Below are 23,380 nucleotides of genomic sequence, written 5' to 3' on the forward strand. Positions count from 1 at the left end.
CGCGTCGCCGTCTGTTCTTCGCGCAAGCGCTCATCACCGCCGGAAAAGCTTGTTTCCCAGCCACACCACCGGGTCGTACTTGCGATCGGCGGCCCGTTCCTTCAACGGAATCAGTGCATTGTCGGTGATCTTGATGTGCTCGGGGCACACCTCGGTGCAGCACTTGGTGATGTTGCAGAAGCCGAGACCGTTCTCTTCCTGCGCCTGCACCGAACGGTTGGACCGGGTGTCCAGCGGATGCATGTCGAGCTCGGTCTGCCGCATCAGGTACCGCGGACCGGAGAAGGCCTTCTTGTTCTCCTCGTGGTCGCGCACCACGTGACAGGTGTTCTGGCACAGGAAGCACTCGATGCACTTACGGAACTCTTGGCTCCGGTTCACGTCCTCCTGCATCATCCGGTACTCGCCGGGCTGCAGGTCCTTCGGCGGCGTGAACGACGGTATCTCCCTGGCCTTCTCGTAATTGAAAGACACGTCGGTGACGAGGTCACGAATCACCGGGAAGGTCCGCAACGGCGTGACGGTGATGGTCTCGGTCTCATCGAACGTCGACATCCGCGTCATGCACATCAGCCGGGGCCGCCCGTTGATCTCGGCCGAGCACGATCCGCACTTACCCGCCTTGCAGTTCCATCGCACGGCGAGGTCGCCGGTCTGCGTCTGCTGCAGCCGGTGGATGATGTCGAGCACCACCTCACCCTCGTTGACCTCAACTGAGTAGTCCTGCAGGTCGCCGCCGCTCTCGTCGCCGCGCCACACCCGCATGTTCGCTTGGTAGCTCATCAGGCTCTCCTTGCCGAATGGTTGGCGAGTTCCTCGGGCGTGAAGTACTTCTCCAGCTCTTCGACCTCGATGAGCTCGAGCAGGTCTTCGCGCATCGGAATCTGGTCCTCGCGGGTGATGGTGATGTCGGGAACGACCACGTCGCCTTCGGCGCGGCACACCAGAAGCGTCTTGCGCCACGTGGAATCCATAGACGGATGGTCGTCGCGGGTGTGCCCGCCCCGGCTCTCCGTACGCTCCAGCGCGGCCATCGCGATGCACTCGCTGACGATGAGCATGTTGCGCAGGTCGATGGCCAGATGCCAGCCCGGGTTGAAGTGCCGGCCACCCTCGACGCGGACGCGCTTGTAGCGCTCCCGCAGCTCCTTGAGCTTCTCGATCGCCTCGGCGACTTCACCCTCCTTGCGGATGATGCCGACCAGACTGTTCATCGAGTCCTGCAGGTCGAGCTGCAGCGTGTAGGGGTTCTCCGCGGCGTCGCCGTTGGACGGCCCCTCGAACGGCGAGAGCGCCAGCTTGGTCGCGTCGTCGACGGCCGCCTCGGACACTGTCGGCCGGTCGGACAGGGCACGGACATAGTCGGCGGCACCCATGCCCGCGCGCCTGCCGAACACCAGCAGGTCGGACAGCGAGTTGCCGCCGAGCCGGTTGGATCCGTGCATACCGCCCGAGCACTCACCGGCGGCGAACAGTCCGGGAGTCTTGGCCGCGCCGGTGTCGGGATCCACCTCGACACCGCCCATCACGTAATGGCACGTCGGCCCGACCTCCATGGGCTCCTTGGTGATGTCCACCTCGGCGAGTTCCATGAACTGGTGGTACATCGACGGCAGCCGCCGCTTGATCTCCTCGGCGGGCAGCCGTGAGGCGATGTCGAGATACACGCCGCCGTGCGGGGTGCCGCGACCGGCCTTGACCTCGGAGTTGATGGCGCGGGCCACCTCATCGCGGGGCAGTAGATCGGGAGTCCGGCGCGCTGAGTCGTTGTCCTTCAGCCACTGGTCGGCTTCCTCGATGGACTCCGCGTACTGGCCCTTGAACACCGGCGGGATGTAGTCGAACATGAACCGCTTGTCATCGGAGTTCTTCAGCACTCCGCCGTCGCCGCGCACACCCTCGGTCACGAGGATGCCCTTCACGCTGGGCGGCCAGACCATGCCCGTCGGGTGGAACTGGACGAACTCCATGTTGATCAGGGTCGCCCCGGCCCGCAGCGCCAGGGCGTGCCCGTCACCGGTGTACTCCCAGGAGTTCGACGTCACCTTGTAGGACTTGCCGATACCGCCGGTGGCCAGCACCACGGCCGGCGTCTCGAACAGGACGAAGTTGCCGCTCTCGCGCCAGTAGCCGAAGGCACCGGCGATCCGGTCACCGTCCTTGATCAGATCGGTGATGGTGCATTCGTGGAAGACCTTGATGCGTGCCTCGTAGTCGCCGAACTCGGCCTTGTCCTCCTGCTGCAGCGAGACGATCTTCTGCTGCAGGGTGCGGATGATCTCCAGCCCGGTGCGGTCGCCGACGTGGGCCAGGCGCGGGTAGGTGTGACCGCCGAAGTTGCGCTGGCTGATCCGCCCGTCCTTGGTGCGGTCGAACAGCGCACCGTAGGTCTCCAACTCCCAGACGCGGTCGGGCGCTTCCTTGGCGTGCAGCTCGGCCATGCGCCAGTTGTTCAGGAACTTCCCGCCGCGCATGGTGTCGCGGAAGTGAACCTGCCAGTTGTCCTTGGGGTTCGCATTGCCCATCGCCGCGGCGCAGCCACCCTCGGCCATCACGGTGTGCGCCTTACCGAACAATGACTTCGTGATCACGGCGACCTTCAAGCCGCGTTCCCGCGCCTCGATGACTGCACGCAAACCCGCGCCGCCGGCACCGATGACGACCACGTCGTACTCGTGCCGCTCGACCTGTGATGAGCCGCTTGCGCGAAGAGCCTCAGGCTCCGTCATTGATAATCCTCACTCGCCTAACGTGGAAAAAACTCTTGAAGCTCTTGTCAGCCAGCCGAATCAACCGATGAATCTCAGGTCCGAGATCGTGCCGCTGGCGACGAGCATGATGTAGAAGTCGGTCAACATCAGGGTTCCGAGCGTGATCCACGCGTACAGCTTGTGCCGCGTGTTCAACGCACTGATCTGAGTCCAGAACCAGTACCGGACAGGGTGTTTCGAGAAGTGCTTGAGGCGGCCACCAACCACGTGACGGCAGGAGTGGCACGACAGCGTGTACACCCACAGCATCACCACGTTGACGACGAGAATGATGTTGCCCAAACCGAATCCGAAGCCAGATGGCGATTGGAAGGCGATGATCGCGTCGTAGGTGTTGATGATCGAGATGATGCCCGCGATGTAGAAGAAGTACCGGTGTGTGTTCTGGATGATCAACGGGAAGCGGGTCTCACCGGTGTATTTCGCGTGCGGCTCCGCCACGGCGCATGCCGTGGGGGACTGCCACACCGACCGGTAGTAGGCCCCGCGGTAGTAGTAGCACGTCAGCCGGAACAGCAGCAGGAACGGCAGCGTCACCGCCGCGTACGGCAGCCACCACACGTCCGGAAGGAACTGGCCGAAGTGACTGGCCTCGGGGATGCAACCGGACTGCGTCGCCTCGTTCCATTTCACGACGCACGGAGAGTAGAACGGCGTCAGATAGTGGTATTCCGCGACGTAGTAGTTGTTCTGCAGAAAGGCTCGGACCGTCGCGTAGATGACGAACGCGGCGAAGCCCAGGTCGACGACCAACGGCGATTGCCACCATCGGTCGGTGCGCAAGGTGCGCTGCTTGATCTGGGCACGGCCCGGAGAGAAGACGCCGGTCGCGTTGCGGTCGGCGGTGGGTGCGCTCACTGTTGCCTTTCGGTTTTGAGGTGTCCCGGGGATCTTGGTGACACAACTAGCGGGTGCCGCCGAGCCCCTCGTCATCGACGCCTCGCCAGAAGTCGGTGTCGTACGCGGTGTCCGGGATCGAGATCTTTTCGCCGGCGTGGTGGTGGTGCACCACGCCGCGGGCAAGCTCCAGTTCCTCGGCGTCAATGTCGAGACGATCGATGTCGTTGAGGATCCGCTCGGCGTCGTTGACGATCCGACGCGTCGCAGGGCTGTCGCCATACCTCGACGCCAACGATGTGACACACCGCCGCAGGCTTCCGATTAGCTCGTGCAATTCGGCAAGTTCGGTAGTGCTGGACAATTGACCTCCTTGGGCTGAAGGGTGTCAGGCATCACGTTACGACACCTGACGCTAGTCACATCATGCAGTACGTAGTGAGACAGATCACGTCTGAAGCGGAGGTTTGCCAATGTCCGACCAGGTTCTGAAACAGCGCGCCGATTCCCTGCTGGCCTTACACCAGCCCGGGAACCCGGTGATCCTGCCGACGGTGTGGGACGCCTGGTCGGCCAAGTTGGCAGTCGACGCGGGGTTTGCCGCGCTCACCATCGGCAGCCATCCGATGGCTGACTCCATCGGCAAGGAGGACGGCGAGGTGATGTCGTTCGACGACGTCGTGACTCGGGTGGCGCAGATCACCGCAGCGGTCGACGTGCCGATCTCGGTCGATATCGAGTCCGGATACGGCGAATCGGCGAGCCGTCTCATCGATGGGCTACTGGAGGCCGGTGCGGTCGGACTGAACATCGAGGACACGGTCCACAAGGAGGGCAAGCGCCTGCGGTCGTCGGGCGAGCATGCCGAGTTGGTCGGTGCGCTGCGCAAAGCCGCCGACGACGCGGGTGTGCACGTCGTCCTCAATGCGCGTACCGACTTGTTCATCCGGGCGGACGGCGATGAATCCGACCGCGTGGACCGGGCGATTGCCCGGCTCAAGGAGGCCGCGGCCGCGGGGGCCGACTCGCTCTATCCTGTCGGCCGCCACGATTCCGAGACGATGCAGCGCCTGACCTCTGAGCTTCCGCTACCGGTCAACGCGATAGCGCTGCCCGACCAGGACGACCCCGCGTCGTTCGGGCCGCTCGGCGTCGGCCGGATCAGCTTCGGCCCGTTCCTGCAGCGCGCCCTGTCGGGCCACGCCACCGAGATGCTGCAGCGCTGGGCATAGCCCGTGACGCGCGATGATGAGCCGAACTGGCAGGACCAGCGGTCGCTCGTGATTTGGGCCGGAGTCGCCATGCTGCTCCTATTGGCGATCCTGCTCTACGCGGTGTCGTGCACCGCGGATGAGTCCAGGGTCCCCGAGACGCTGCCGACCGCACCGTCGTCGTCGGCAACCCCGTCGACCTACACCACGTCGTCGACGACAACCACCAGCTATTCGGTGCCTAGTGTCGAGACGAGCGAGGACAACCCTCGCGGCCCTGTCCCCGGGCCCGTTCCGGCTCCCGGCTGAGCGCTCACACCCGCTGATCGACAGCGGTGAGCACACCGTGATGGCTGCTTCACACAAGGCGACATTGCGGCAATATCGGCTGCTTAACCTCACGGCATGTCTTCAAAGAACGTGGTGGTCGTCGGCCACGGAATGGTCGGCCACCGATTCGTCGAGGCTTTGCGTTCGCGCGACAGCGCTGCGGAATGGCGGGTCACGGTACTCGCGGAGGAAGCCGACGCCGCCTACGACCGTGTCGGGCTGACCGCGTACACCGAACACTGGGACCGCGCGCAGCTGGCGCTGCCCGGCAACTCCTATCCCGACGACGACCTGGTCGTGACCCGGTTGGGTAGCCGGGTCACTGGCATCGACCGGGCCGACAAGTACGTGCAGACCGCCGACGGTGAGCGGGTCGGGTACGACGCGCTCGTGCTGGCCACCGGTTCCTATGCCTTCGTTCCTCCGGTGCCGGGACGTGACTTGCCGTCCGTTCACGTGTACCGCACCCTCGACGATCTCGACGCGATCCGTGCCAGCGCCCAACGCACGATCGACGCGGGGACCCCGGTGGGCGTGGTCATCGGCGGCGGCCTGCTGGGCCTCGAGGCCGCCAACGCGTTGCGCTCGTTCGGTCTGCACGCGCATGTCGTCGAGATGGCGCCGCGCCTGATGGCCCAACAGCTAGACGAAGCGGGCGGTGCGCTGCTTGGCCGGATGATCGGTGACCTGGGCATCACCGTACACACAGGCGTCGGGACTGCCAATATCGCTCCGGCACAACGCAATCGACCTGTGCGCGGGTCCGCCGACTCCGACGCGATGCGGGTGACGCTGAGCGACGAATCGTTCATAGACGCCGGTGTGATCGTGTTCGCCGCTGGTGTGCGGCCGCGTGACGAACTGGGCCGCGAAGCGGGACTGGCCATCGCCGAACGCGGCGGCGTCCTGACCGACCTGTCCTGCGCCACAGACGATCCCAACATTTACGCGATCGGTGAGGTGGCGGCGATCGATGGACGCTGCTACGGCCTGGTCGGTCCGGGCTACACCAGTGCCGAGGTGGTGGCCGACCGACTGCTTGGCGGCGCTGCGGAGTTCGGTGAGGCCGACATGTCGACCAAGCTCAAACTGCTCGGTGTCGACGTCGCCAGCTTCGGCGATGCCATGGGCGCAACCCCGGACTGCCTCGAGGTGGCGATCAACGACGCCGTCAACCAGACCTACGCCAAGCTGGTGCTCTCCGACGATGCGAAGACGCTGCTGGGCGGCATCCTCGTCGGCGACGCCTCGGCGTACGGCGTGCTGCGGCCGATGGTCGGTGAAGAACTGCCGGGTGACGCGCTCGCGTTGATCGCACCGGCCGGATCCGAAGGCGGCGGGGGACTGGGTGTCGGTGCACTCCCGGCCGCCGCGCAGATCTGCTCGTGCAACAACGTCACGAAGGGCGATCTCACCGCGGCCATCGCCGGCGGCTGTTGCGATGTGCCTGAGTTGAAGAAGTGCACGCTCGCCGGCACGTCATGCGGTTCGTGCATTCCCTTGCTCAAACAACTGCTGGAATCCGAGGGCGTCGAACAGTCCAAGGCGCTGTGCGAACACTTCAGCCATTCGCGCGCTGAACTTTTCGAGATCGTCTCCGCTACCTCGATCCGGACGTTCTCGGCGCTGATCGAACGCTTCGGCACCGGAAAGGGTTGCGACATCTGCAAACCCGTGGTCGCCTCGATCCTGGCGTCCACGAGTTCGGAGCACATCCTCGACGGGGAACAGGCCTCGCTGCAGGATTCCAACGACCATTTCCTGGCCAACATCCAGCGCAACGGCAGCTACTCGATCGTGCCACGGTCGCCGGGCGGTGAGATCACACCCGAACAGCTGATCCTCATCGGTGAGATCGCCCGCGATTTCAACCTTTACACCAAAATCACCGGCGGTCAGCGCATCGACATGTTCGGGGCGCGCGTCGATCAGCTGCCCGACATCTGGCGGCGCCTCGTGGACGGCGGCATGGAGTCTGGCCACGCCTACGGCAAGGCGTTGCGCACAGTGAAGAGCTGCGTCGGCAGCACGTGGTGCCGCTACGGCCAGCAGGACTCAGTCGACATGGCCGTCGAGATCGAAAAGCGGTACCGGGGATTGCGTGCACCGCACAAGATCAAGATGGCAGTGTCGGGATGTGCGCGCGAATGCGCGGAGGCCCAGAGCAAGGACGTCGGCGTCATCGCGACCGAGAATGGCTGGAACCTCTACGTCTGCGGCAACGGTGGCATGTCGCCGAGGCACGCCCAATTGCTCGCGGGCGACATCGACGACGAGACGCTGATCCGCTACATCGACCGGTTCCTGATGTTCTACATCCGCACCGCCGACCGGTTGCAGCGCACCGCACCATGGTTGGAGTCGCTCGACGGCGGCCTGGACCATCTGCGCGACGTGGTGTGCGACGACTCCCTCGGCCTGGCCGCCGAGTTCGAAGAGGCCATCGCCCGGCACGTCGAGGGCTACTCGTGTGAGTGGAAGGGTGTGCTCGAGGACCCCGACAAGCTGTCGCGCTTCGTCTCATTCGTCAACGCCCCCGATGTCGCGGACCCGACGATCGAATTCACCGAACAGTCCGGGCGCATCGTGCCCATCGGAATGCCGAAGGTACCCCAAAGATGACTCTTATCAGCGATATCCAGGTATGGACCGCCGCCTGCCGCTACGACTTCCTGATCCCGAACCGCGGTGTCGGCGTGTTGCTGGCAGACGGAACGCAGGCAGCGTTGTTCCGGTTGGACGACGGCACCCTGCACGCGGTGGGCAACATCGACCCGTTCTCCGGCGCCGCGGTGATGTCGCGCGGCATCGTCGGTGACCGTGGTGGACGCGCGACCGTGCAGTCACCGATCAAGAAGCAGGCGTTCGGTCTCGATGACGGGATCTGCCTCGATGACGCCGACGTCGCGCTGCCGGTCTACCCGACGCGCATCACCTCTGACGGTCAGGTGGAGATCGGCACCTGACCTTCGATCAGCCCCCGGTGCCGGGTATCGGAGGCACGGTGATCTCCGGAATCTCCGGCGGCTGGATCACCGTTACGGTGCTGGTGCTCGTGCTGGGGGCGACGCTGGAACTCGTTGTGGCAGGCGCCGGCGACGTCGTCTCGGTGACGGTGGCGGGCGGAGCCGCGGGGGACGCGGTCGTAGTGACGGTCGAGGTCGAGGTCGACACGGACGTACTGGTGGTGCTCACCGGGCTGAGTACGCCACACGCGACGCGCTCGTCAGAAGTGGCGTCCTGGTGTAGCAGGATTGCCGAGCCCTCTGGGCCCTTGAGCTGATCCTCGGTAAAGCCGTCGCTGGTGGCGACGAGTTTGCCGGCGCCGTCCGAGCGCACGAGCAGTGCCGGAAGATCCCCGCTCGCCGGCTCGACGGTATGGCCGGGCGCCTGGAAGTGGCCGCCCGCCGAGCTGAAATCACCGTCGCACGTGCCGACCGCATGGATGTGCAGACCGTGAAAGCCGGGCGAGAGGATTCCGGTCCCGATGGTCTCGATGGTCACCGTCGCGTATCCGCTGGTGAAATCGATCGTCGCATCGGCGACGGGTTCGCCGTCGGTCGTCTTCAGTTGGGTGGTCAGCGTCTGTGCGCTGGCCGCGGTTCCGGATGTGGTTGTTGTCGACGAGTCGTCGGCGGCCTGGTTCGCGCAGCCGCCCAAAATGGTTACGGGCGCGGCAAATAAAGCGATGGCGGCGGTGGCATGCTTGATCATGAGAGCGCACGTACCCGTGGTGCGGTGGCGACAAACGCAGAGTGCGTCGGCTTCTTCCGAAGGCAAAGACCCCGCTAAGCCGCGATTGGTAACCGGGCGCGCCTGAACCTGCTCGCGATCAACCTCACCGTCGCCGGGTGGGTGCCAAGCGGATCGGTGACAGCATCGGCGCCACTGTTACGCAGCCGATCTTGAAAGAGTCCGTCCGCCAACAGGTATGACGCCACCACCACACGTTTGGCTCCGCGGTCACGGAGCTCGGCTACCGCGTCGGCTACGGTCGGCTCACCCGTCGCGGCGAACGCAAGCTCGACACGGGAGCTCGTCAGCGCCGAAACCCACGCGGCCATCCTGTGAAGGTCGCTGCGGGCGGCCGGATCTGACGTGCCCGCCGCAGCCAGGATCACGGAGTCTTCTGGCGTCCAACCACTTTCGATGAGACGGTCGGCAAGCACGCGCGCAATCTCGGGACTCGGTCCCAGCGCCTCGGCGACGGTGACGTCGGAATGCCCGCTCGCTGCAACGTGCGCCGGAATGTCGGAATTGACGTGATATCCCCTGGAGAGAAATGCCGGGACGACCACGGCCGGTTCTGGCAGTCCGCGAAGCACTTCGGCGGGTGTGGGGCCGAGCACGTCGACAAAAGCCACGCGCACCGGGGATCCCAATGCGGCCGCCACCCGGTCCGCCAGTGAGCCGACCATCTTGACACCGGCGCTCTTGCGAGTGCCGTGCGCGACCAGTACGTAACTCATCGTGCGTGCGCCAAATCCTCGTCGACCGCCAGCCGGTAGCCCCGCTTGACGACCGTCGTCACAATGTTCTTGTCCCCCAGAGCGGTTCGTAGCCGCAACACCGCCGTCTCCACGGCGTGGGTGTCGGTGCCGCTGCCCGGCAGCGCCGAAAGCAGTGCGTGGCGCGAGACCACCGCGCCGGGTTGCTGCGCGAGCGCCCGGATTGTTGCCATCCCGGCCGGCGACACCGCCTTGACCACGCCGTCTACGAGGACGCACGTGCCACGGATCTCGAGCAGATGGCCGGCTACCCGAGTGGTACGTGCGCACAGCAGCGGGAGCTCGTCGGTGATGTGACGGGCCAACGCGCCCAATCGCATTCGTTCCGGTGCCGAGGTGGGCACACCGACACGGACCAGCGGGCGCGCAGTCACGGGCCCGACGCACATCGCGTGCACATTGGTGCGCAGCGCGCTGAGTACCCGCTCCTCGACACCCAACTCCGCGGCTCGCATCAACACCGACGCAACGGCGGGTGCCGAGGTGAAGCTCACGGCGTCGAATTTCTGGTCCGCGATGCCCATCACCAACTGATCGAAATCGCCGTTGCGGGGTGCGGGATGCCAGCGGTACACCCGAATCGGCACCACCTGCGCACCGGCGGCGCGCAGTTCGTCGAGGAACTCGGGGAACGGATCCCAGTCGTCGGTGGCACCGTGCAGCTGAACCGCGATGCGTTGCCCGGCAATGCCGCCCTCGACGAGGTAGTGGAGCAGCTCTCGGGACGACTCCGACTCCGGTGACCATTCCTCGGGCAGACCCGCCGCGCGCAGCGCGCCCGTTGCCTTCGGCCCGCGCGACACGATGCGGGCGTTGCCGAGTGCGGTGGTCAGGTCGCTTGCGAGCCCCCAGCCGTCGGCCGCCGCGATCCACCCGCGGAATCCGATACCGGTTGTGGCGATCACGATGTCCGGGGGTGTGTCGATCAGCGCCTGGGTGTGTGCGCGCAGCGCGTCGTCGTCGGGCAGCGGCACCATCGTGATCGCTGCGGCGCTGGTGACGGTCGCACCGCGGCGTTCCAGCAGCGTGCCGAGCTCCTCGGCACGCCGGGCGGAGGTCACCGCCACCCGAAATCCGGTGAGCGGTGCCCAGTCAGGCTCACTCATGGGACCTGTCTATTCAGTCGATGTTTCCAAGTGATTACTCGGCCATTGCCTCGACGTGTCAGCCCTCGTCAGAGTCGATTACCAGACATCGCCGTCGCGCCAGTCGCAGGTGATCTCCGCAGTGACATCCAGCTCGGCGCCGTCGGGTAGGGCAACGGGCAGGACGAACAGACAGCTGTCGTCGTCCGGGGTTCGCGTCACCCCGCCGGGCCCGAGTACCGAGGTCGGGCCCTGCCACGGCAGCCAGCCCCGGGCTGTGTAGAGGTGCCTGGCGGAATCGGACGCGCTCAGCGCCCCCAGCTGGTAGGCGCCGCGCAGCACCTGCTCCACGGCGTTCATCACCGCGCTGGCAAGGCCTTGGCCTCGCCGGTCCTCGCGCACCGCGACACCCTCGAGGTAGCCGCAGCGCAACGCGGTATCGCGGTACAGCAGCCGCCTTTGAACCACCGCCCCGTGCGCGATCAGCGCGCCATGGTCGAAGATCAGCGCGTGCATACCGCCGAGCGCGTGCTCCCAGTCGGCGTCGGTGAACTCTCCGCCGAACGCGGCGATGACCATTCGGCGCGCGTCCTCACGGGTCTCGTTGTCGAGATCGGACGTGTGGATCAGACGGGCGGTGTACACGCGAGGAAACGGGTCCTCGCGCACGTGAGAAGCGCTCGAGCTGTGCGCATGCACACTGTCGTTCTACCAGAGCGCGAGGGGGTCGGCGCTCAGAGATTATTCGAACGGGCGTCGCGGTCGTGACCAGTGCATGCGCACCGTCTGCCCGGGCCGGATCTGGGCGACCCTGTCGATGTCGTCGTCGGCCACCACACCGATCACCGGGTACCCGCCGGTGACCGGATGGTCCGGGCCCAGAATCACCGGAAAACCGTTCGGGGGCACCTGAATCGCTCCGCGCGTCGCGCCCTCGCTGGGCAGCTGGCGATCCGGCCACCGGTATTCCAGCGGCATGCCGACCAGTCGCATACCCACCCGGTCGCTCTTGTTGGTGGCCTGCCAGTTGGTGCGGATCAGCACATCGGGATCGGTGAACCAATCGTCACGGGGACCGGGCACCACCATCAGCTCGATCACGTCGTCTTCGATCGCGGCTACCGGCGCCTGATCCAACTCCGGGAACTCGTCGCTGTGCTCGCCGATCGGCAGCACGTCTCCCGCCGCCAGCGGCAGCGGTCCGATGGCCGACATGACGTCGTACGAGCGGGAGCCGAGCACGGGTTCGACGTCGATGCCACCACGCACCGCCAGATACGTCCGAAGTCCCGAGTGCGGGGCGCCGAGCGTGATCACCTCACCGTCGCGGGCGTAGTGAATGCTGTTGGTGCCGAACTGAACTCCGTTCGCGGCAGGATCGGTGTCGGCGCCGGTGACCGCGATCGCGACGCCTTCCTTGGCACCGCCACGTACCCGCGCCGTCAACCCGCCGAACGTCACCTCGATGGTGGCGAGCTCGCTCGGATTGGTCACCAGACGGTTCGCCAGGGTGTGGGACCGGCGATCGGCAGCACCTGACCTGCTCACCCCCATGTGGGCCAGACCCGGCCGGCCGAGGTCCTCGATCAGTGACAGGGGACCGGACTGCAGAATTTCGAGAGTGGCGGTCATGAGTGCACCGCCCGGAATTGCACCCACATGCCCGGCATCAGCAGCGCGGGCGGGTCACGATCGACATCCCACAACGCCGCCTGCCCCTCGGCGGTACGTCCGATCAGCTGCCAGCCGCCGGGAGATTCGCGGGGGTAGACGCCGCTGAACTCACCGGCGAGTCCGACAGCTCCGACGGGGACTTTGGTGCGCGGCTCGTCTCGTCGCGGCACCTGGAGTCGGCTGTCGCCGTCGACCAGATACGCGAAACCCGGTGCGAAGCCGCCGAATCCGACTCGCCACGGCGACTCGATGTGCGCCGTGACGACCTCGTCGATGGTCAAGCCGGTGAGCCGGGCGACTTCGTCGAGATCGGGACCGTCGTAGACCACGTCGATCTGGACATCGATCTTGGTCTGGCTGTCGGCGTGCCCTGACACCGCTGGGACGGCCAGCTTGCGCAGTCGCTGCCGCGTGGGCGCCTGGTACCCGGTGCCGGCCAGCTTGATCAGCACGGTGCGTGACGCCGGAACGATGTCGAGCACACCGATCAGGTCGGCGGCACGCAACGCCGCCGACCACGCCAGCACCTCCTCGGTGCCGTCGAAATCCAGCAACAGCGCACGATCGCCGTAGTCGCGAATCGTCACGGGGCCCGCGCCCGTCGCGTCAGCGTCCATCAGATCCACCGTCACGCTCATGGACTGAAATTACCCGCGAGTACCCACCCTTACGCATGCTGTTTGAACCTTGCCAGAGCTGCCTTAACGAAGCCTTACACGGCGGGCTGATATGTGGGTTCGCGACGCTTGATGTACGCGATCACCCGATAGGTAACCGGCAACACCACGATCTCAACGACGGTCTTGTACACCCAGCCCAGCGCCACGTACGTGATGAAGTCGCCCCACGTGCTGATGCCAATCGCCCCCGCGGCAATGGCGCAGAACACCACAGTGTCGGCGAACTCGCCGACGATCGTCGATCCGATCAACCGGGCCCACAGGTGCTTCTCCTTCGTGCGGGCCTTGATCTTTACCACCACCCACGCGTTGAGCGTCTGCCCGACGATGAAACCGGCGAGCCCCGCGATGATCAACTGCGTGAACGGCTTGACGACGGCCTCGAACGCCGCCTGATTGGTGTAGAAGTCAGCCGCGGGCAGGTAGGCGGTGAGCCAGAACGTGAACGCCGCGATGCCCTCCATGACGAAGGCGATGTAGATGGCGCGCCGGGTGGCTTTGAAGCCGTACACCTCGGACAACACGTCGCCGATCACATACGTCATCGGGAACACGATGAAGCCGCCGTCGGTGATCAGCGACCAGTCGCCGATGATCGGTCCGAACGCGATGCCCTTGGTGGCCGACACATTCGAGATCAGCACCAGCCCGGTGAAGATCGCGACGAGCACCGGATAGTAGGCCGAACCGGTGAGTGCGAAACCCCGATGTTCAGTCTCTGTGCTGGTGTCGGTCACCCGAACATCTTGTCAGGAGAGCGCGCTGGTGATGATCCCCGGCAGTCGGTCCGCCACTACCGGATACGACAGCGGTGAGGCGAATGCGATGGCGCCGGTGAGTTCCTTACCGGTGAACACGTTGCGCCGCCGACTGAACGCGGGATCGGCGAGCAGCGCGGCCTGCTGTTCGTCGTTTTCGGTGTTCCAGATCAGGATGTCGGCTGAATCGACGTTCTCGACGACGGCGCATCCCATCTGCGTGAGGAACTCGCTGCGCCAGGACGGGGACATCACCGTCGGGCCGTCCGGGCCGAGAGTGCCCTCCAGCAGCAGCACCTTCTTGCCCGCGAACCGCGCTTCGTTGTTCTTGCCCGCGGTGATGAACTTTTCCTCGGCGGACGCGATGAGCGTCTGCATCTCGTCGTGCTTGAACACCGCCTGGCCGATGGCGCCCGCCTGAACCTTCCACGGCTCGAAGAACGCGTCCTGACCGGACTGCGCGATCGTGGGGGCGACAGCGGTCAGCCGGTCGTAGGTGCCGCGGTCGAGGCCGGCATTGGTAGCGATGATGAGGTCGGGCCGCAACGACGCGATCTGGTCCACCGGAACGCCGTCAGCGAGGTTCAGCACCGTCGGCTGAGCGCCGCCGAGTTTCGGCTGCGCCCAGGGCCATACGGCGAACGGCTCACCGCCGAACCAGTCCGTCACCGCAATGGGGACGACGCCGAGGGCGAGTAGGTCGTCCTGTCCGGTGAGTCCCGCGCTGACGACCCGCGTGGGCGGCGCCGGAACCTTGGTCTCGCCGAACACGTGCTTGACGGTGACCGAGCCGTCGTCGGCGACCTCGCCGGGCTTTGATCCGCAGGCGGCCGCAAACGCCGCCGCACCGGCAGTCGACGCCAGAAAGCCCCGCCGGGACAACGAAGCAGGCACTCGGCGAGAGTAGCTAACCCACCTGAAAACTTCCGAACAACGCGATGGGCCGCCAGCGCGATCAGATCGGTGGCGCCTCGTAGTACGTCGACGACGAGGACGACGAGGACGATGTGAGGACATCGCCCCGGTTGAGTTGATTGCGCTCGATCCCCTTCATCAGCACGCCTACGTTCTCTCCGGCGCTCGCTTCGTCGAGCTGCTTGCGGAACATCTCGATGGCGCTCACCGTGACGCCCGGACCACCGTTGATGTGTACGGTGTCGCCGACGCGGACGGTCCCGCTTTCGACGCGGCCGGTCGCGACGACGCCCCGGTTTTTGATGGCGAAGACTTCTTCGACAGTCATTTTGAACATCAGGAATGCGCCAATCTCTTGTTGACCACACGGGTGAGCCAGGCGGGGGAGAATCGGGAGCCGGCCGCCAGGACCTTGGTCTGGGAGCCGACGGGGAAGTGGACCTGGTGGATGAACCGGCGCAGCCAGTGGGGGTTCGTCGCCGCCACGATGGCATCGGCGATGTCCTGCGCGGTCAGTCGGATGCCGAGCGAATCGGTGGTGCCGGTCTTGAGGTCGTCGGTCATCGCGGTGTTCACGAACAGCGGCCACATCGCGATCACCCGAATGCCGTATCTGCCCCATTCGATGTCCAGCGCCTCGGTGATTCCGCGGATGAAGAACTTGGTCGCGCTGTAGTTGGCGAGTTCGGCCTGGCCGTAGATCGCCGATGCGGAGGCCAGATTCACGACGACGGAGTTGCGCGTGGACCGCAGGTAGGGAAAAGCGGCGTACAGACCGTTGACGACACCCTTGGTGTTGATGTCGATTTCCTTGAAGTGACCGCCGAGGTCCATCTCCTCGAACCGGCCCGCGCGCAAGATGCCCGCATTGTTGATCATCACGTCGAGGCGGCCTCCGGCTGCCTGCGCGAACTCTGCTACCCGCTGCGCCATTTCGTCCGGGGCGGTGACGTCGAGGTGGCCGACGATCGCCCGGCCCACGCCGCGTTGGTCGATTTCGTCGGCCAGAGTTTTGAGTCCGACCTCGTCGATGTCGAAGCCGCCTACGAGGAAACCGTTCCGGGCGAACGTCAGGGCGGTCGCTCTTCCGATTCCCGCTGCGGCACCCGTGATGAACACAGACTTTCTGGCCCCGGTCATGGGAACCGCATACCCGATTCCATGAAGTCCAGTGTGCGGTGCGTGCGTTCCATGATCTTGGCTGGATCTCCCTCCAGTGCGGCGACCAGGGCACCGGTCATCGCTCCCACGAACACACGGATTTGGAGATCGCCCGGGTCGCGACCGCTGCGCTGGGCCTCAGCCGCGGCAAGCTTTTCGGCTGTGCGGTTGTACTCGTCGAGCTGAGCAGCTTTCAATTCCGGCACCGACAGGACTACTTGCAGACGAGCGCGCTCGAATTCCCATTCGGCCTCGGATGCGGTTGCCCATGTGGTCTCGAGTGAGTACCGAAACGCCTTGAACGGTGCCATGTCTGCTGGCTGGGCGGTGAGCGTGTCGAGCATGACCTTGTCCAGGTCGTTGGTGATCAGCACTGACTCTTTGGTCGGGAAGTAGCGAAAGAAGGTGCTCGGCGCGACCTCGGCGGCCGCGGCGATCTGTTCGATGTTGGTGTTGGCGTACCCGTTGGCCTTGATGAGTCGCATCGCCTCGCGCCGAATGGCGTCACGAGTCTGGATCTTCTTTCGGTCTCGCAAACCGGTCGCTGGCTGCACCCACATGGGCCGCATTGTGTCAGGACATGTCGGCCGGCATACCAAGTCGGTCAGGACAAGATCAAAGAGACGCCCAGTCCGGTCATCGTGACGGCAATCAATCCGTCGAGGAACCGCCAGGTCATCGGGCTGGCGAACAGTCGGGAGAGGCGCCGCGCGCCGAGTCCGAGGCTGACGAACCACACCACGCTCGCGGTGACCGCGCCGACGCCGAACAACCACCGCTCGCCGCTGTGCTCGTTGGCGAGGGTGCCCAGCAGGATCACGGTGTCGAGGTAGACGTGCGGATTGAGCCAGGTCAGCGCAAGGCAGGTGACCAGCACTTCGAGGAGGCGGGCCGGTCGTTTCTCCGACGGTGTCAGAGTGGACGGCCGCCAAGCGCGCCGCGCCGCGAGCAGCCCATATCCGATCAGGAATGCCGCACCGCCGAACCGGGCGATGTCGAGGGCCCCAGGATGCGCGGAGATCAGCGCGCCGATGCCGGCGATACCCGCTGTGATGAGCAGGATGTCGGATACGGCGCACACGGTCACCACCGCCATCACGTGCTCACCGCGGATGCCCTGGCGCAGCACGAAGGCGTTCTGTGCCCCGATCGCGACGATCAGCGTCAGCGAGGCCAGAAAGCCGACGAGTAGCGGTGAGTTCATGGAACCGACGGTAGGTAACCACGTCGAATCAGTACAGCTAATAACTCTTAATTTGCATTAGCAATGCTAATGTAGAAACGTCGAGTCGTCGGCGCCTGCGGACGGAGCCTCTGATCAGGCCAGAAAGCATCGAAAATCTGCTTCGATTGCGACGGACCCGCGCAGGAGGGCAATCATGACGACGCAACTTCCCGATTCGGCCGTGGGGCAGCAGACGATGGCGAAGGTCGGTCGTCGCTTGCTGCCCTTCCTGGTCCTCCTCTACTTCGTCAACTACCTCGATCGCGTCAACATCAGCTTCGCCGGCCCCAACGGCATGAACGAAGACCTCGCGATGAGCGCGAAGATGTTCGGCTTCGCGTCGGGCATTTTCTTCATCGGCTATCTGCTGCTGGAAGTGCCGAGCAATATCGCACTTCACAAGTTCGGCGGTCGCCGGTGGATCGCGCGCATCATGCTGACGTGGGGAATCATCAGCAGCGCAATCGCATTCGTGCCCAATGCGGAAACCCTGATCGTCCTGCGGTTCCTGCTCGGCGTGGCGGAAGCGGGCTTCTTCCCCGGCATCATCCTCTATCTCACCTTCTGGTTCCCCGAAAGGCACCGCTCCAAGGCGATTTCGTTGTTCATGGTGGCGGTGCCGGTATCGACCGCCATCGGATCCACGCTTTCCTCATTGGTCATCGAGTGGGGGCATGGGGCGCTGTTCGGCCTCGAGGGATGGCGCTTCATGTTCCTCGTCGAGGGGATCCCCGCGGTCGTCCTCGCGTTCGTCTGCTGGTTCTACCTGACCGATCGACCTGCCGAGGCCAAGTGGCTGGAGACTGACCAAAAAGACTGGCTCGAAACGATTCTGGACGTCGAACGGTCGATGGCAGAGACCGGACAGCACTGGCCGCTCAAGAAGGCGCTCAGTCATCCGCGGATTCTCCTGCTGGCTTTCATCTATTTCGGAATCACCTACGGCCTGTACGCGGTCGGGTTCTTCCTGCCCACCATCGTCGCCGGCTTCCAGCAGCAGTACGGCACCCATCTCAGCATCATCGAGCGCGGCCTCGTGACATCCGTGCCCTACGTCGTCGCCGCTATCGTGATGGTGCCCTGGGCGCGCCACGCCGACCGCACCGGCGAGCGGGTGTGGCACGTCGCGATCCCCGCGATCGTCGGAGCGGTGTCCATCCCGGTCGCGCTCTACATGACCGATCCCTACTTGGCGATGGTCGCCGTCACCCTCTCCACGTGCTCGGTCATGTGTGCGCTGCCGGTCTTCTGGGCGCTGCCATCGGCGTTCCTCACCGGAGTCGCCGCAGCAGGCGGTATCGCGCTGATCAACTCGCTGGGCAACCTGAGCGGCTTCAGCGGTCCCTACATCACCGGGTGGCTGACCGATCTGACAGGGAATGCCAAGGCCGCGATGTGGGTGGTCGGAATCCTGTCGTTGGCCGCCGCGGTCGTGGTCGTCTACCTGGGCCACAAGCCCCGACCCGAAACGAAGGCATCGGCCTAGTGCAGATCGACGGCCAGCAGTTGGCGGCGTTCGCGGCAGTGATCGAGCACGGGTCGTTCGACGCCGCGGCGACCCGGCTCCACGTCACGCCGTCGGCGATCAGCCAGCGCATCAAGGCGTTAGAACAGCGGGTCGGGCAGGTCGTCGTGGTGCGAGAGAAGCCCTGCGTGCCAACGTCGGCTGGTATACCGCTCCTGCGGTTGGCCGCACAGACCGCGCTGCTGGAGGCCGAGGCCCTCACCGAGATGGCCGGCGGTGACGGGTCCTCCCCGCGTATCGCCTTGGCTGTCAACGCCGATTCGATGGCGACGTGGTTCACCGGGGTCCTCGACACGCTCGACGATGTGTTGTTCGACATCCGGATCGAGGACCAGGACCACTCGGCGCGACTGCTGCGCGAAGGCGTGGTGATGGGTGCGGTCACGACCGAACGTGCGCCGGTGCCTGGTTGCCGGGCGAGGTCGCTGGGTGTGATGAGGTACGTGCCGGTGGCCGCGCCGTCCTATGTCGAGCGCTATCTGCCGGACGGGTTCACCGCGCAAGCGGCGTCCGCAGCGCCGTCGCTCGCGTGGAACCGTGACGATGCCTTGCAGGACATGTTGGTGCGCAAGGTTTTCCGCCGCGACATCAACCGACCGCAGCACTTCGTTCCAACGGCTGAGGGCTTCGGCAGCGCCGTGCGGGCAGGACTGGGATGGGGCATGTTCCCGGAGAACCTGGCCGTACCCGCTCTCGCGGACGGTTCGTTCGTTCGCGTTGCCGATGCCCATCTCGACGTGCCACTGTTCTGGCAGTGCTGGAAGCTCGACAGTCCTTTGGTCGAGGCCATCACCGACGCCGTGCAGTCCGCCGCCGTGAAGATCATGGTGTGACGCCCATTTCGCACAGGACGTCGCGCAAGGTACGCAACGCGTAGTGCAGCCGTGACTTCACGGTGCCCTCTGCGATTTTGAGGTCCGCGGCGATGTCCGCTGTCGTCCAACCCTGGATGTACGAGCGTTGAACCACCGCACGGTGCTCGGGCGTCAGCCGCGCCAGCGCCTCGTTGATCAGCATCCGGTCCAGCGCGGCGTTCACCTCGTCCGGTCCGGCGCGCTCAGGTACGCCGAAGTCGTCGCGCGCGCTCACCTCACGGCGGAAACGCAGGGACCGACTCTCGTCGATGATCATGTTTCGGGCCACCGTGAACAGCCACGACCGTGCCGAACGCTCGCTGTCGTTGGCGACCTCGGGGTGCTGCCACGCTCGTAGTAGCGTCTCCTGCATCACATCCTGAGCGCGAGATCGGTCGCCGGTCAATCGCCACGCGTAGTGCCACAGGGCGGCTGCGTGCTCTTCGTAGAGCCCGCCGACGTCAATACTTAGCGTCATACCACCGACGATGACATCCCCGGAGGCATTGGGGCAGGTGGCGCCACAACTAGTACTGGCACTACCACGTTCGATATCGGCTGGCGGCACGTGGTTTTGCGACGGCTATTCCAGCTAGCCGGGTGGCGAAGTTGGATGACAGCGGGGGCGAAAAGTTCGGGCCGGTCAGCAACGCTCAGAGACGGGACGCTGAAACCAGGGTCTCAACCAAAACCCCTGAGACACAACAATGAAGCACGATGCCGCCGCCATGGGCAAGTTCCTGCGAAGCCGCAGGAGCCAGTTGGTGCGCGCCGATCTCGGCATGCCTCCCAATGGGCGCGCAACCGTCGGTCTGCGCCGCGAAGAAGTGGCGTACCTGTCCGGGGTCAGCATCACCTGGTACACGTGGCTCGAGCAGGGCCGTGAGGTTACCCCGTCTCGCCAAGTGCTCGATTCGCTCGCACTGACGCTGCGGTTGTCGCACACCGAACGTGTGTATCTTCTGGGATTGGCCGGGTACGGCACGCCTTATCCCGATGAGGACCCGAACCCCGGCACGGTCCCCGCGCTCATGCAACGCCTCCTCGACGCGCTTACGGACTTCCCGGCGATGGCAGTCACCACCGACTGGACCGTATTGGCCTGGAACGCAGCGTATGTGGCGGTATACCCGAACATCGCCACCGTCGCCAACGCCGACCGAAACTTTCTGTGGCTGCTGTTCACCGACCCTTATCTCCGCACCCTGATACCGGACTGGGAGGTCACCGGCGCATACAACGTCGCCTCGTTTCGGGCCGAGGCCGGGAACCGTCTCGATGAGCCGCCTTTCGCCGACCTCGTCAGCCGACTGCTGCAGACCAGCGCCGAGTTCCGGTCCGCGTGGGAGAGCTTTGCCATCGACACGATGTCTTCCCGCGTGCGCCATTTCCGCCACACCGTGGTCGGCGATCTGCACTTGGAACAGCACATCCTCGCACCCACAGACCATCCGAACCTGCGCCTGGTGACCTTCATTCCGGTCGCTGACAGCGATACGGTCGACAAGTTGCGCACGCTGATCGCTCTCAACCTCGCGTCGCGATGAAAGAGTCTCTCTAAGAACATATTTCGGATACCACTCCACACTGTCTGTGCTCTGTGAGATCGACCACTTTCGATGAACTGACGCCAACCGCGAGTCGTATCACGTTGAGACCGGCTTACACCGATCTCGGACTGCGACATCGAGGGAGCGTGATGAACAAACTCCGGGTTCTCGTGGTCGGAGCCGGCGTGGGCGGCATTTCCATCGCTCGGGGCTTACTTCGAGATGGTTATGACGTCACCGTATTCGAACAGCGGCCGGATACGCGGCCAGGTGGCGGCGCGGTGACCATCTGGCCCAGCGGCTCAACGGTTTTGGAACAGCTAGGCGTCCACATGGAGGGGGCAGGTCAATTGCTGTCCACCGTGCGGATAGCGACGTCAACTGGCCGCCCACTGCTCAACGTCGCCGTGGACACGATGGTCGACACGTTGGGCGGGCCCGTCCGGATGGTCCCTCGCCGCGTGCTGCTTGACCGTCTGTTGGAGGGCTTTCCGGCCGATCGCATCCAGTGCACCTGCCGCTTGGTCGCGGCGTTCAATACCCGGGACGGGGTACGGATCGAGTTCGAAGACGGCAGCTGCGCGGACGGGGACTTGTTGATCGGTGCCGATGGTCTGCACTCGAAGGTTCGACAAATCGTCGGTGGGGGACCCGCGGAGCCGACCGGTTGGTGCAGCTGGCAGGGACTGATCACCCTTCCCCACATCGCCGAAAAGGAAGTCGCAGTGCAGATCATCGGCGAACACGGAAACCTTGGTCTGTGGCCGGCCGGCGGCTCCGATCTGCAGTGGTGGTTCGATTTGCGGTGGTCGCCCGACTTCGTCAGGCCGGAACGTCCGATCGACGTGATCCGATACAGCTTCGGTGGGTGGTCGGAATTGGTCGATCAAGTACTGGCGACGCTGACCGACGACGATCTGGCCCGCTCCCCGTTTCCGCATTTTCGGCATCCGATTCCCCGCTTGTCGCGGATGGGCGCGGTGACGTTGCTCGGCGATGCCGCTCACACGATGCCCCCCGCCCTGGCGCAGGGAGCCAATCAGGCACTGCTGGACACGATGGTGTTGTGCAAGGCACTTTCTCTCCGCGACGGATGCCGCCGCGGCAACGGTGATCTCACGAGCGCGCTGCGCTGGTACGAGAGGACCAGGCGACGCAGGCTCACCGCCTTGTCCTGGGTGACGTCGCGGCAGATATCTCAGAGTCAGGCGGTGTTGGGTTGGGTCGCCATGATCTCGGATTCGTTGGGCACATGGGCGATGACGGCATTTCTGCGATGGCTGGGCCACCGCCGGCTGATCCGTTCGTGAATCAGTGCGCTTCTTGCACTTCAGAGGCGTGCTTCTTCTTGCCGAACGGCAGCACGTGCATGATCGCCACGACGACGGCACCGACGACCAGTCCGACGAGCGCCGATGCCGCGGTGTTGACCAGCCACGCCAGCACGCCACCGATACCCTCGGCCACCGCGCGGTGCACCAGGTCCTCGAAGTGGTGCACGAAACCATAGGGAGCATGCCAGCCCAGCGTGTCCGTCCCCAGCAGCAGGATGTGGCCGCCGACCCAGAGCATCGCGACGGTGCCGATCGTCGACAGCGCCGACAGCACCTTGGGCATCGCGGCGACCAGACCGCGGCCGAATTTCTGCGCGAACTTCGACGATCGCTGCGCGAGGCTGAGGCCGATGTCGTCCATTTTCACGATCAGCGCGACGACGCCGTACACCGCGGCCGTGATCACGATGGCGACCACGACGAGGATGATGAATCGCGACCAGAAGCGTTCGCTCGCCACCTCGTTCAGCGCGATCACCATGATCTCGGCGGACAGGATGAAGTCGGTCCGGATCGCGCCGGACGTCATCTGCTTCTCGGCGTCCTCGCCACTCGTCGCGGTCGGTGCGGCGTGGGCCTCGTGGCCGCTGATCCAGCCCCAGACTTTTTCTGCACCCTCGTAGCAGAGGTACGTCGCGCCGATCATCAGGATCGGCGTCACGATCCAGGGCACGAACTGACTCAGCAGCAAGGCCGCCGGGAGAATGAACAGCAGCTTGTTTCGCAGCGAGCCGATCGCGATCCGCTTGATCATCGGCAGTTCGCGGTCGGCGGTGATGCCGTGCACGTACTGCGGCGTCACCGCGGTGTCGTCGATGACCACGCCAGCAGCCTTGGCGGTCGCGCGTCCGGCTGCGGCACCGATGTCATCGACCGAGGCCGCCGCCAATCGCGCCAGCGCCGCGACGTCGTCGAGAAGTCCGAACAGGCCGGCGCTCATCGCTTCCCCATGGTGTGGAGGC

The 23,380-nt window shown here is 65.1% G+C and carries 26 protein-coding genes; 8 read left to right on the top strand and 18 right to left on the bottom strand.

Annotated features, from left to right (window positions below; all coding sequences use genetic code 11):
- Positions 1–33: 33 nt before the first annotated feature.
- From ACIA48_RS03795 to ACIA48_RS03810, 4 genes are read right to left on the bottom strand one after another with little or no spacing between them, the layout of a single operon-like run.
- Positions 34–783 (bottom strand): succinate dehydrogenase/fumarate reductase iron-sulfur subunit, encoded by a 750-nt coding sequence (locus tag ACIA48_RS03795; protein ID WP_396727742.1) that lies wholly within the window; start codon positions 781–783, stop codon positions 34–36.
- On the bottom strand, positions 783–2,729 hold the full coding sequence (locus ACIA48_RS03800; protein ID WP_396727744.1) for a fumarate reductase/succinate dehydrogenase flavoprotein subunit: 1,947 nt from the start codon (positions 2,727–2,729) through the stop codon (positions 783–785). Before ACIA48_RS03800 ends, ACIA48_RS03795 begins: the two co-directional genes overlap by 1 nt.
- 60 nt (positions 2,730–2,789) lie before the next feature.
- Positions 2,790–3,629 (bottom strand): hypothetical protein, encoded by an 840-nt coding sequence (locus ACIA48_RS03805; RefSeq protein ID WP_396727746.1) that lies wholly within the window; start codon positions 3,627–3,629, stop codon positions 2,790–2,792.
- A 46-nt stretch (positions 3,630–3,675) separates the two neighbouring features.
- Positions 3,676–3,972, bottom strand: coding sequence for a hypothetical protein (locus tag ACIA48_RS03810; RefSeq protein ID WP_396727750.1), 297 nt, complete (start codon positions 3,970–3,972; stop codon positions 3,676–3,678).
- Positions 3,973–4,081: 109 nt separating this feature from the next.
- Here ACIA48_RS03810 and ACIA48_RS03815 point away from each other — a divergent pair, with 109 nt between their 5' ends.
- The 4 genes from ACIA48_RS03815 (at position 4,082) to nirD (ending at position 8,115) form a co-directional block, all read left to right on the top strand.
- Positions 4,082–4,840: an isocitrate lyase/phosphoenolpyruvate mutase family protein gene (locus ACIA48_RS03815; protein WP_396727752.1), complete on the top strand. Its 759-nt coding sequence runs from the start codon at positions 4,082–4,084 to the stop codon at positions 4,838–4,840.
- A 3-nt stretch (positions 4,841–4,843) separates the two neighbouring features.
- A complete protein-coding gene (locus ACIA48_RS03820; protein WP_396727754.1) occupies positions 4,844–5,128 on the top strand; it encodes a hypothetical protein in 285 nt (94 codons plus the stop codon).
- Positions 5,129–5,224: 96 nt separating this feature from the next.
- A complete protein-coding gene (gene nirB, locus ACIA48_RS03825; RefSeq protein WP_396727756.1) occupies positions 5,225–7,771 on the top strand; it encodes a nitrite reductase large subunit NirB in 2,547 nt (848 codons plus the stop codon).
- Positions 7,768–8,115 carry a nitrite reductase small subunit NirD gene (gene nirD, locus ACIA48_RS03830; RefSeq protein WP_396727757.1) on the top strand — a complete coding sequence of 116 codons (348 nt, stop codon included), beginning with the start codon at positions 7,768–7,770 and terminating at the stop codon, positions 8,113–8,115. Before nirB ends, nirD begins: the two co-directional genes overlap by 4 nt.
- Before the next feature lie 7 nt (positions 8,116–8,122).
- On the opposite strand, the gene ACIA48_RS03835 is transcribed toward nirD, so the two are convergent.
- The 12 genes from ACIA48_RS03835 to lysE form a co-directional block, all read right to left on the bottom strand.
- Positions 8,123–8,863, bottom strand: a complete 741-nt coding sequence (locus ACIA48_RS03835; RefSeq protein WP_396727759.1) for a superoxide dismutase family protein — start codon at positions 8,861–8,863, stop codon at positions 8,123–8,125.
- A gap of 74 nt (positions 8,864–8,937) precedes the next feature.
- The gene (locus tag ACIA48_RS03840) at positions 8,938–9,618 is read right to left on the bottom strand and encodes a sirohydrochlorin chelatase (protein ID WP_396727761.1); all 681 of its coding nucleotides are present in this window, start codon (positions 9,616–9,618) and stop codon (positions 8,938–8,940) included.
- Positions 9,615–10,763: a uroporphyrinogen-III synthase gene (locus tag ACIA48_RS03845; protein ID WP_396727763.1), complete on the bottom strand. Its 1,149-nt coding sequence runs from the start codon at positions 10,761–10,763 to the stop codon at positions 9,615–9,617. The genes ACIA48_RS03840 and ACIA48_RS03845 overlap by 4 nt, the downstream gene beginning before the upstream one ends.
- A gap of 78 nt (positions 10,764–10,841) precedes the next feature.
- Positions 10,842–11,411: a GNAT family N-acetyltransferase gene (locus tag ACIA48_RS03850; protein WP_396727765.1), complete on the bottom strand. Its 570-nt coding sequence runs from the start codon at positions 11,409–11,411 to the stop codon at positions 10,842–10,844.
- Positions 11,412–11,483: 72 nt separating this feature from the next.
- Positions 11,484–12,374, bottom strand: coding sequence for a 5-oxoprolinase/urea amidolyase family protein (locus tag ACIA48_RS03855; RefSeq protein ID WP_396727767.1), 891 nt, complete (start codon positions 12,372–12,374; stop codon positions 11,484–11,486).
- Positions 12,371–13,054, bottom strand: coding sequence for an allophanate hydrolase subunit 1 (locus tag ACIA48_RS03860; RefSeq protein ID WP_396727768.1), 684 nt, complete (start codon positions 13,052–13,054; stop codon positions 12,371–12,373). The genes ACIA48_RS03855 and ACIA48_RS03860 overlap by 4 nt, the downstream gene beginning before the upstream one ends.
- A gap of 74 nt (positions 13,055–13,128) precedes the next feature.
- Entirely contained in the window at positions 13,129–13,833 is a 705-nt protein-coding gene (locus ACIA48_RS03865; protein WP_396727770.1) for a queuosine precursor transporter, read from the bottom strand.
- A gap of 12 nt (positions 13,834–13,845) precedes the next feature.
- The gene (locus ACIA48_RS03870; RefSeq protein WP_396727772.1) at positions 13,846–14,748 is read right to left on the bottom strand and encodes an ABC transporter substrate-binding protein; all 903 of its coding nucleotides are present in this window, start codon (positions 14,746–14,748) and stop codon (positions 13,846–13,848) included.
- A gap of 61 nt (positions 14,749–14,809) precedes the next feature.
- Entirely contained in the window at positions 14,810–15,106 is a 297-nt protein-coding gene (locus ACIA48_RS03875) for an EF-Tu/IF-2/RF-3 family GTPase (RefSeq protein WP_396727774.1), read from the bottom strand.
- Positions 15,106–15,909: an SDR family oxidoreductase gene (locus ACIA48_RS03880; RefSeq protein ID WP_396727775.1), complete on the bottom strand. Its 804-nt coding sequence runs from the start codon at positions 15,907–15,909 to the stop codon at positions 15,106–15,108. Before ACIA48_RS03880 ends, ACIA48_RS03875 begins: the two co-directional genes overlap by 1 nt.
- Positions 15,906–16,490, bottom strand: coding sequence for a TetR family transcriptional regulator (locus ACIA48_RS03885; RefSeq protein ID WP_396727777.1), 585 nt, complete (start codon positions 16,488–16,490; stop codon positions 15,906–15,908). Before ACIA48_RS03885 ends, ACIA48_RS03880 begins: the two co-directional genes overlap by 4 nt.
- 44 nt (positions 16,491–16,534) lie before the next feature.
- On the bottom strand, positions 16,535–17,134 hold the full coding sequence (lysE, locus tag ACIA48_RS03890; RefSeq protein ID WP_396727779.1) for an L-lysine exporter: 600 nt from the start codon (positions 17,132–17,134) through the stop codon (positions 16,535–16,537).
- A 175-nt stretch (positions 17,135–17,309) separates the two neighbouring features.
- Between lysE and ACIA48_RS03895 the strand changes: the two genes are divergently transcribed.
- Together ACIA48_RS03895 and ACIA48_RS03900 are read left to right on the top strand one after the other, a co-directional pair.
- Entirely contained in the window at positions 17,310–18,641 is a 1,332-nt protein-coding gene (locus ACIA48_RS03895) for an MFS transporter (RefSeq protein WP_396727781.1), read from the top strand.
- Positions 18,641–19,513 carry a LysR family transcriptional regulator ArgP gene (locus ACIA48_RS03900; RefSeq protein ID WP_396727783.1) on the top strand — a complete coding sequence of 291 codons (873 nt, stop codon included), beginning with the start codon at positions 18,641–18,643 and terminating at the stop codon, positions 19,511–19,513. The genes ACIA48_RS03895 and ACIA48_RS03900 overlap by 1 nt, the downstream gene beginning before the upstream one ends.
- On the opposite strand, the gene ACIA48_RS03905 is transcribed toward ACIA48_RS03900, so the two are convergent.
- Positions 19,503–20,012, bottom strand: a complete 510-nt coding sequence (locus tag ACIA48_RS03905; RefSeq protein ID WP_396727785.1) for a sigma-70 family RNA polymerase sigma factor — start codon at positions 20,010–20,012, stop codon at positions 19,503–19,505. The two genes, ACIA48_RS03900 and ACIA48_RS03905, sit on opposite strands and share 11 nt — an antisense overlap.
- A gap of 229 nt (positions 20,013–20,241) precedes the next feature.
- Here ACIA48_RS03905 and ACIA48_RS03910 point away from each other — a divergent pair, with 229 nt between their 5' ends.
- Complete coding sequence (locus tag ACIA48_RS03910; RefSeq protein ID WP_396727787.1) at positions 20,242–21,081, top strand: helix-turn-helix transcriptional regulator; 840 nt, start codon at positions 20,242–20,244, stop codon at positions 21,079–21,081.
- A gap of 152 nt (positions 21,082–21,233) precedes the next feature.
- On the top strand, positions 21,234–22,394 hold the full coding sequence (locus ACIA48_RS03915; RefSeq protein WP_396727789.1) for an FAD-dependent oxidoreductase: 1,161 nt from the start codon (positions 21,234–21,236) through the stop codon (positions 22,392–22,394).
- A gap of 1 nt (position 22,395) precedes the next feature.
- On the opposite strand, the gene ACIA48_RS03920 is transcribed toward ACIA48_RS03915, so the two are convergent.
- Positions 22,396–23,358, bottom strand: coding sequence for a DUF808 domain-containing protein (locus ACIA48_RS03920; RefSeq protein WP_396727791.1), 963 nt, complete (start codon positions 23,356–23,358; stop codon positions 22,396–22,398).
- Positions 23,359–23,380: the final 22 nt, after the last annotated feature.

Origin of the sequence: Mycobacterium sp. NPDC051804 (assembly GCF_044452905.1) — a bacterium.
Classification (GTDB): domain Bacteria; phylum Actinomycetota; class Actinomycetes; order Mycobacteriales; family Mycobacteriaceae; genus Mycobacterium.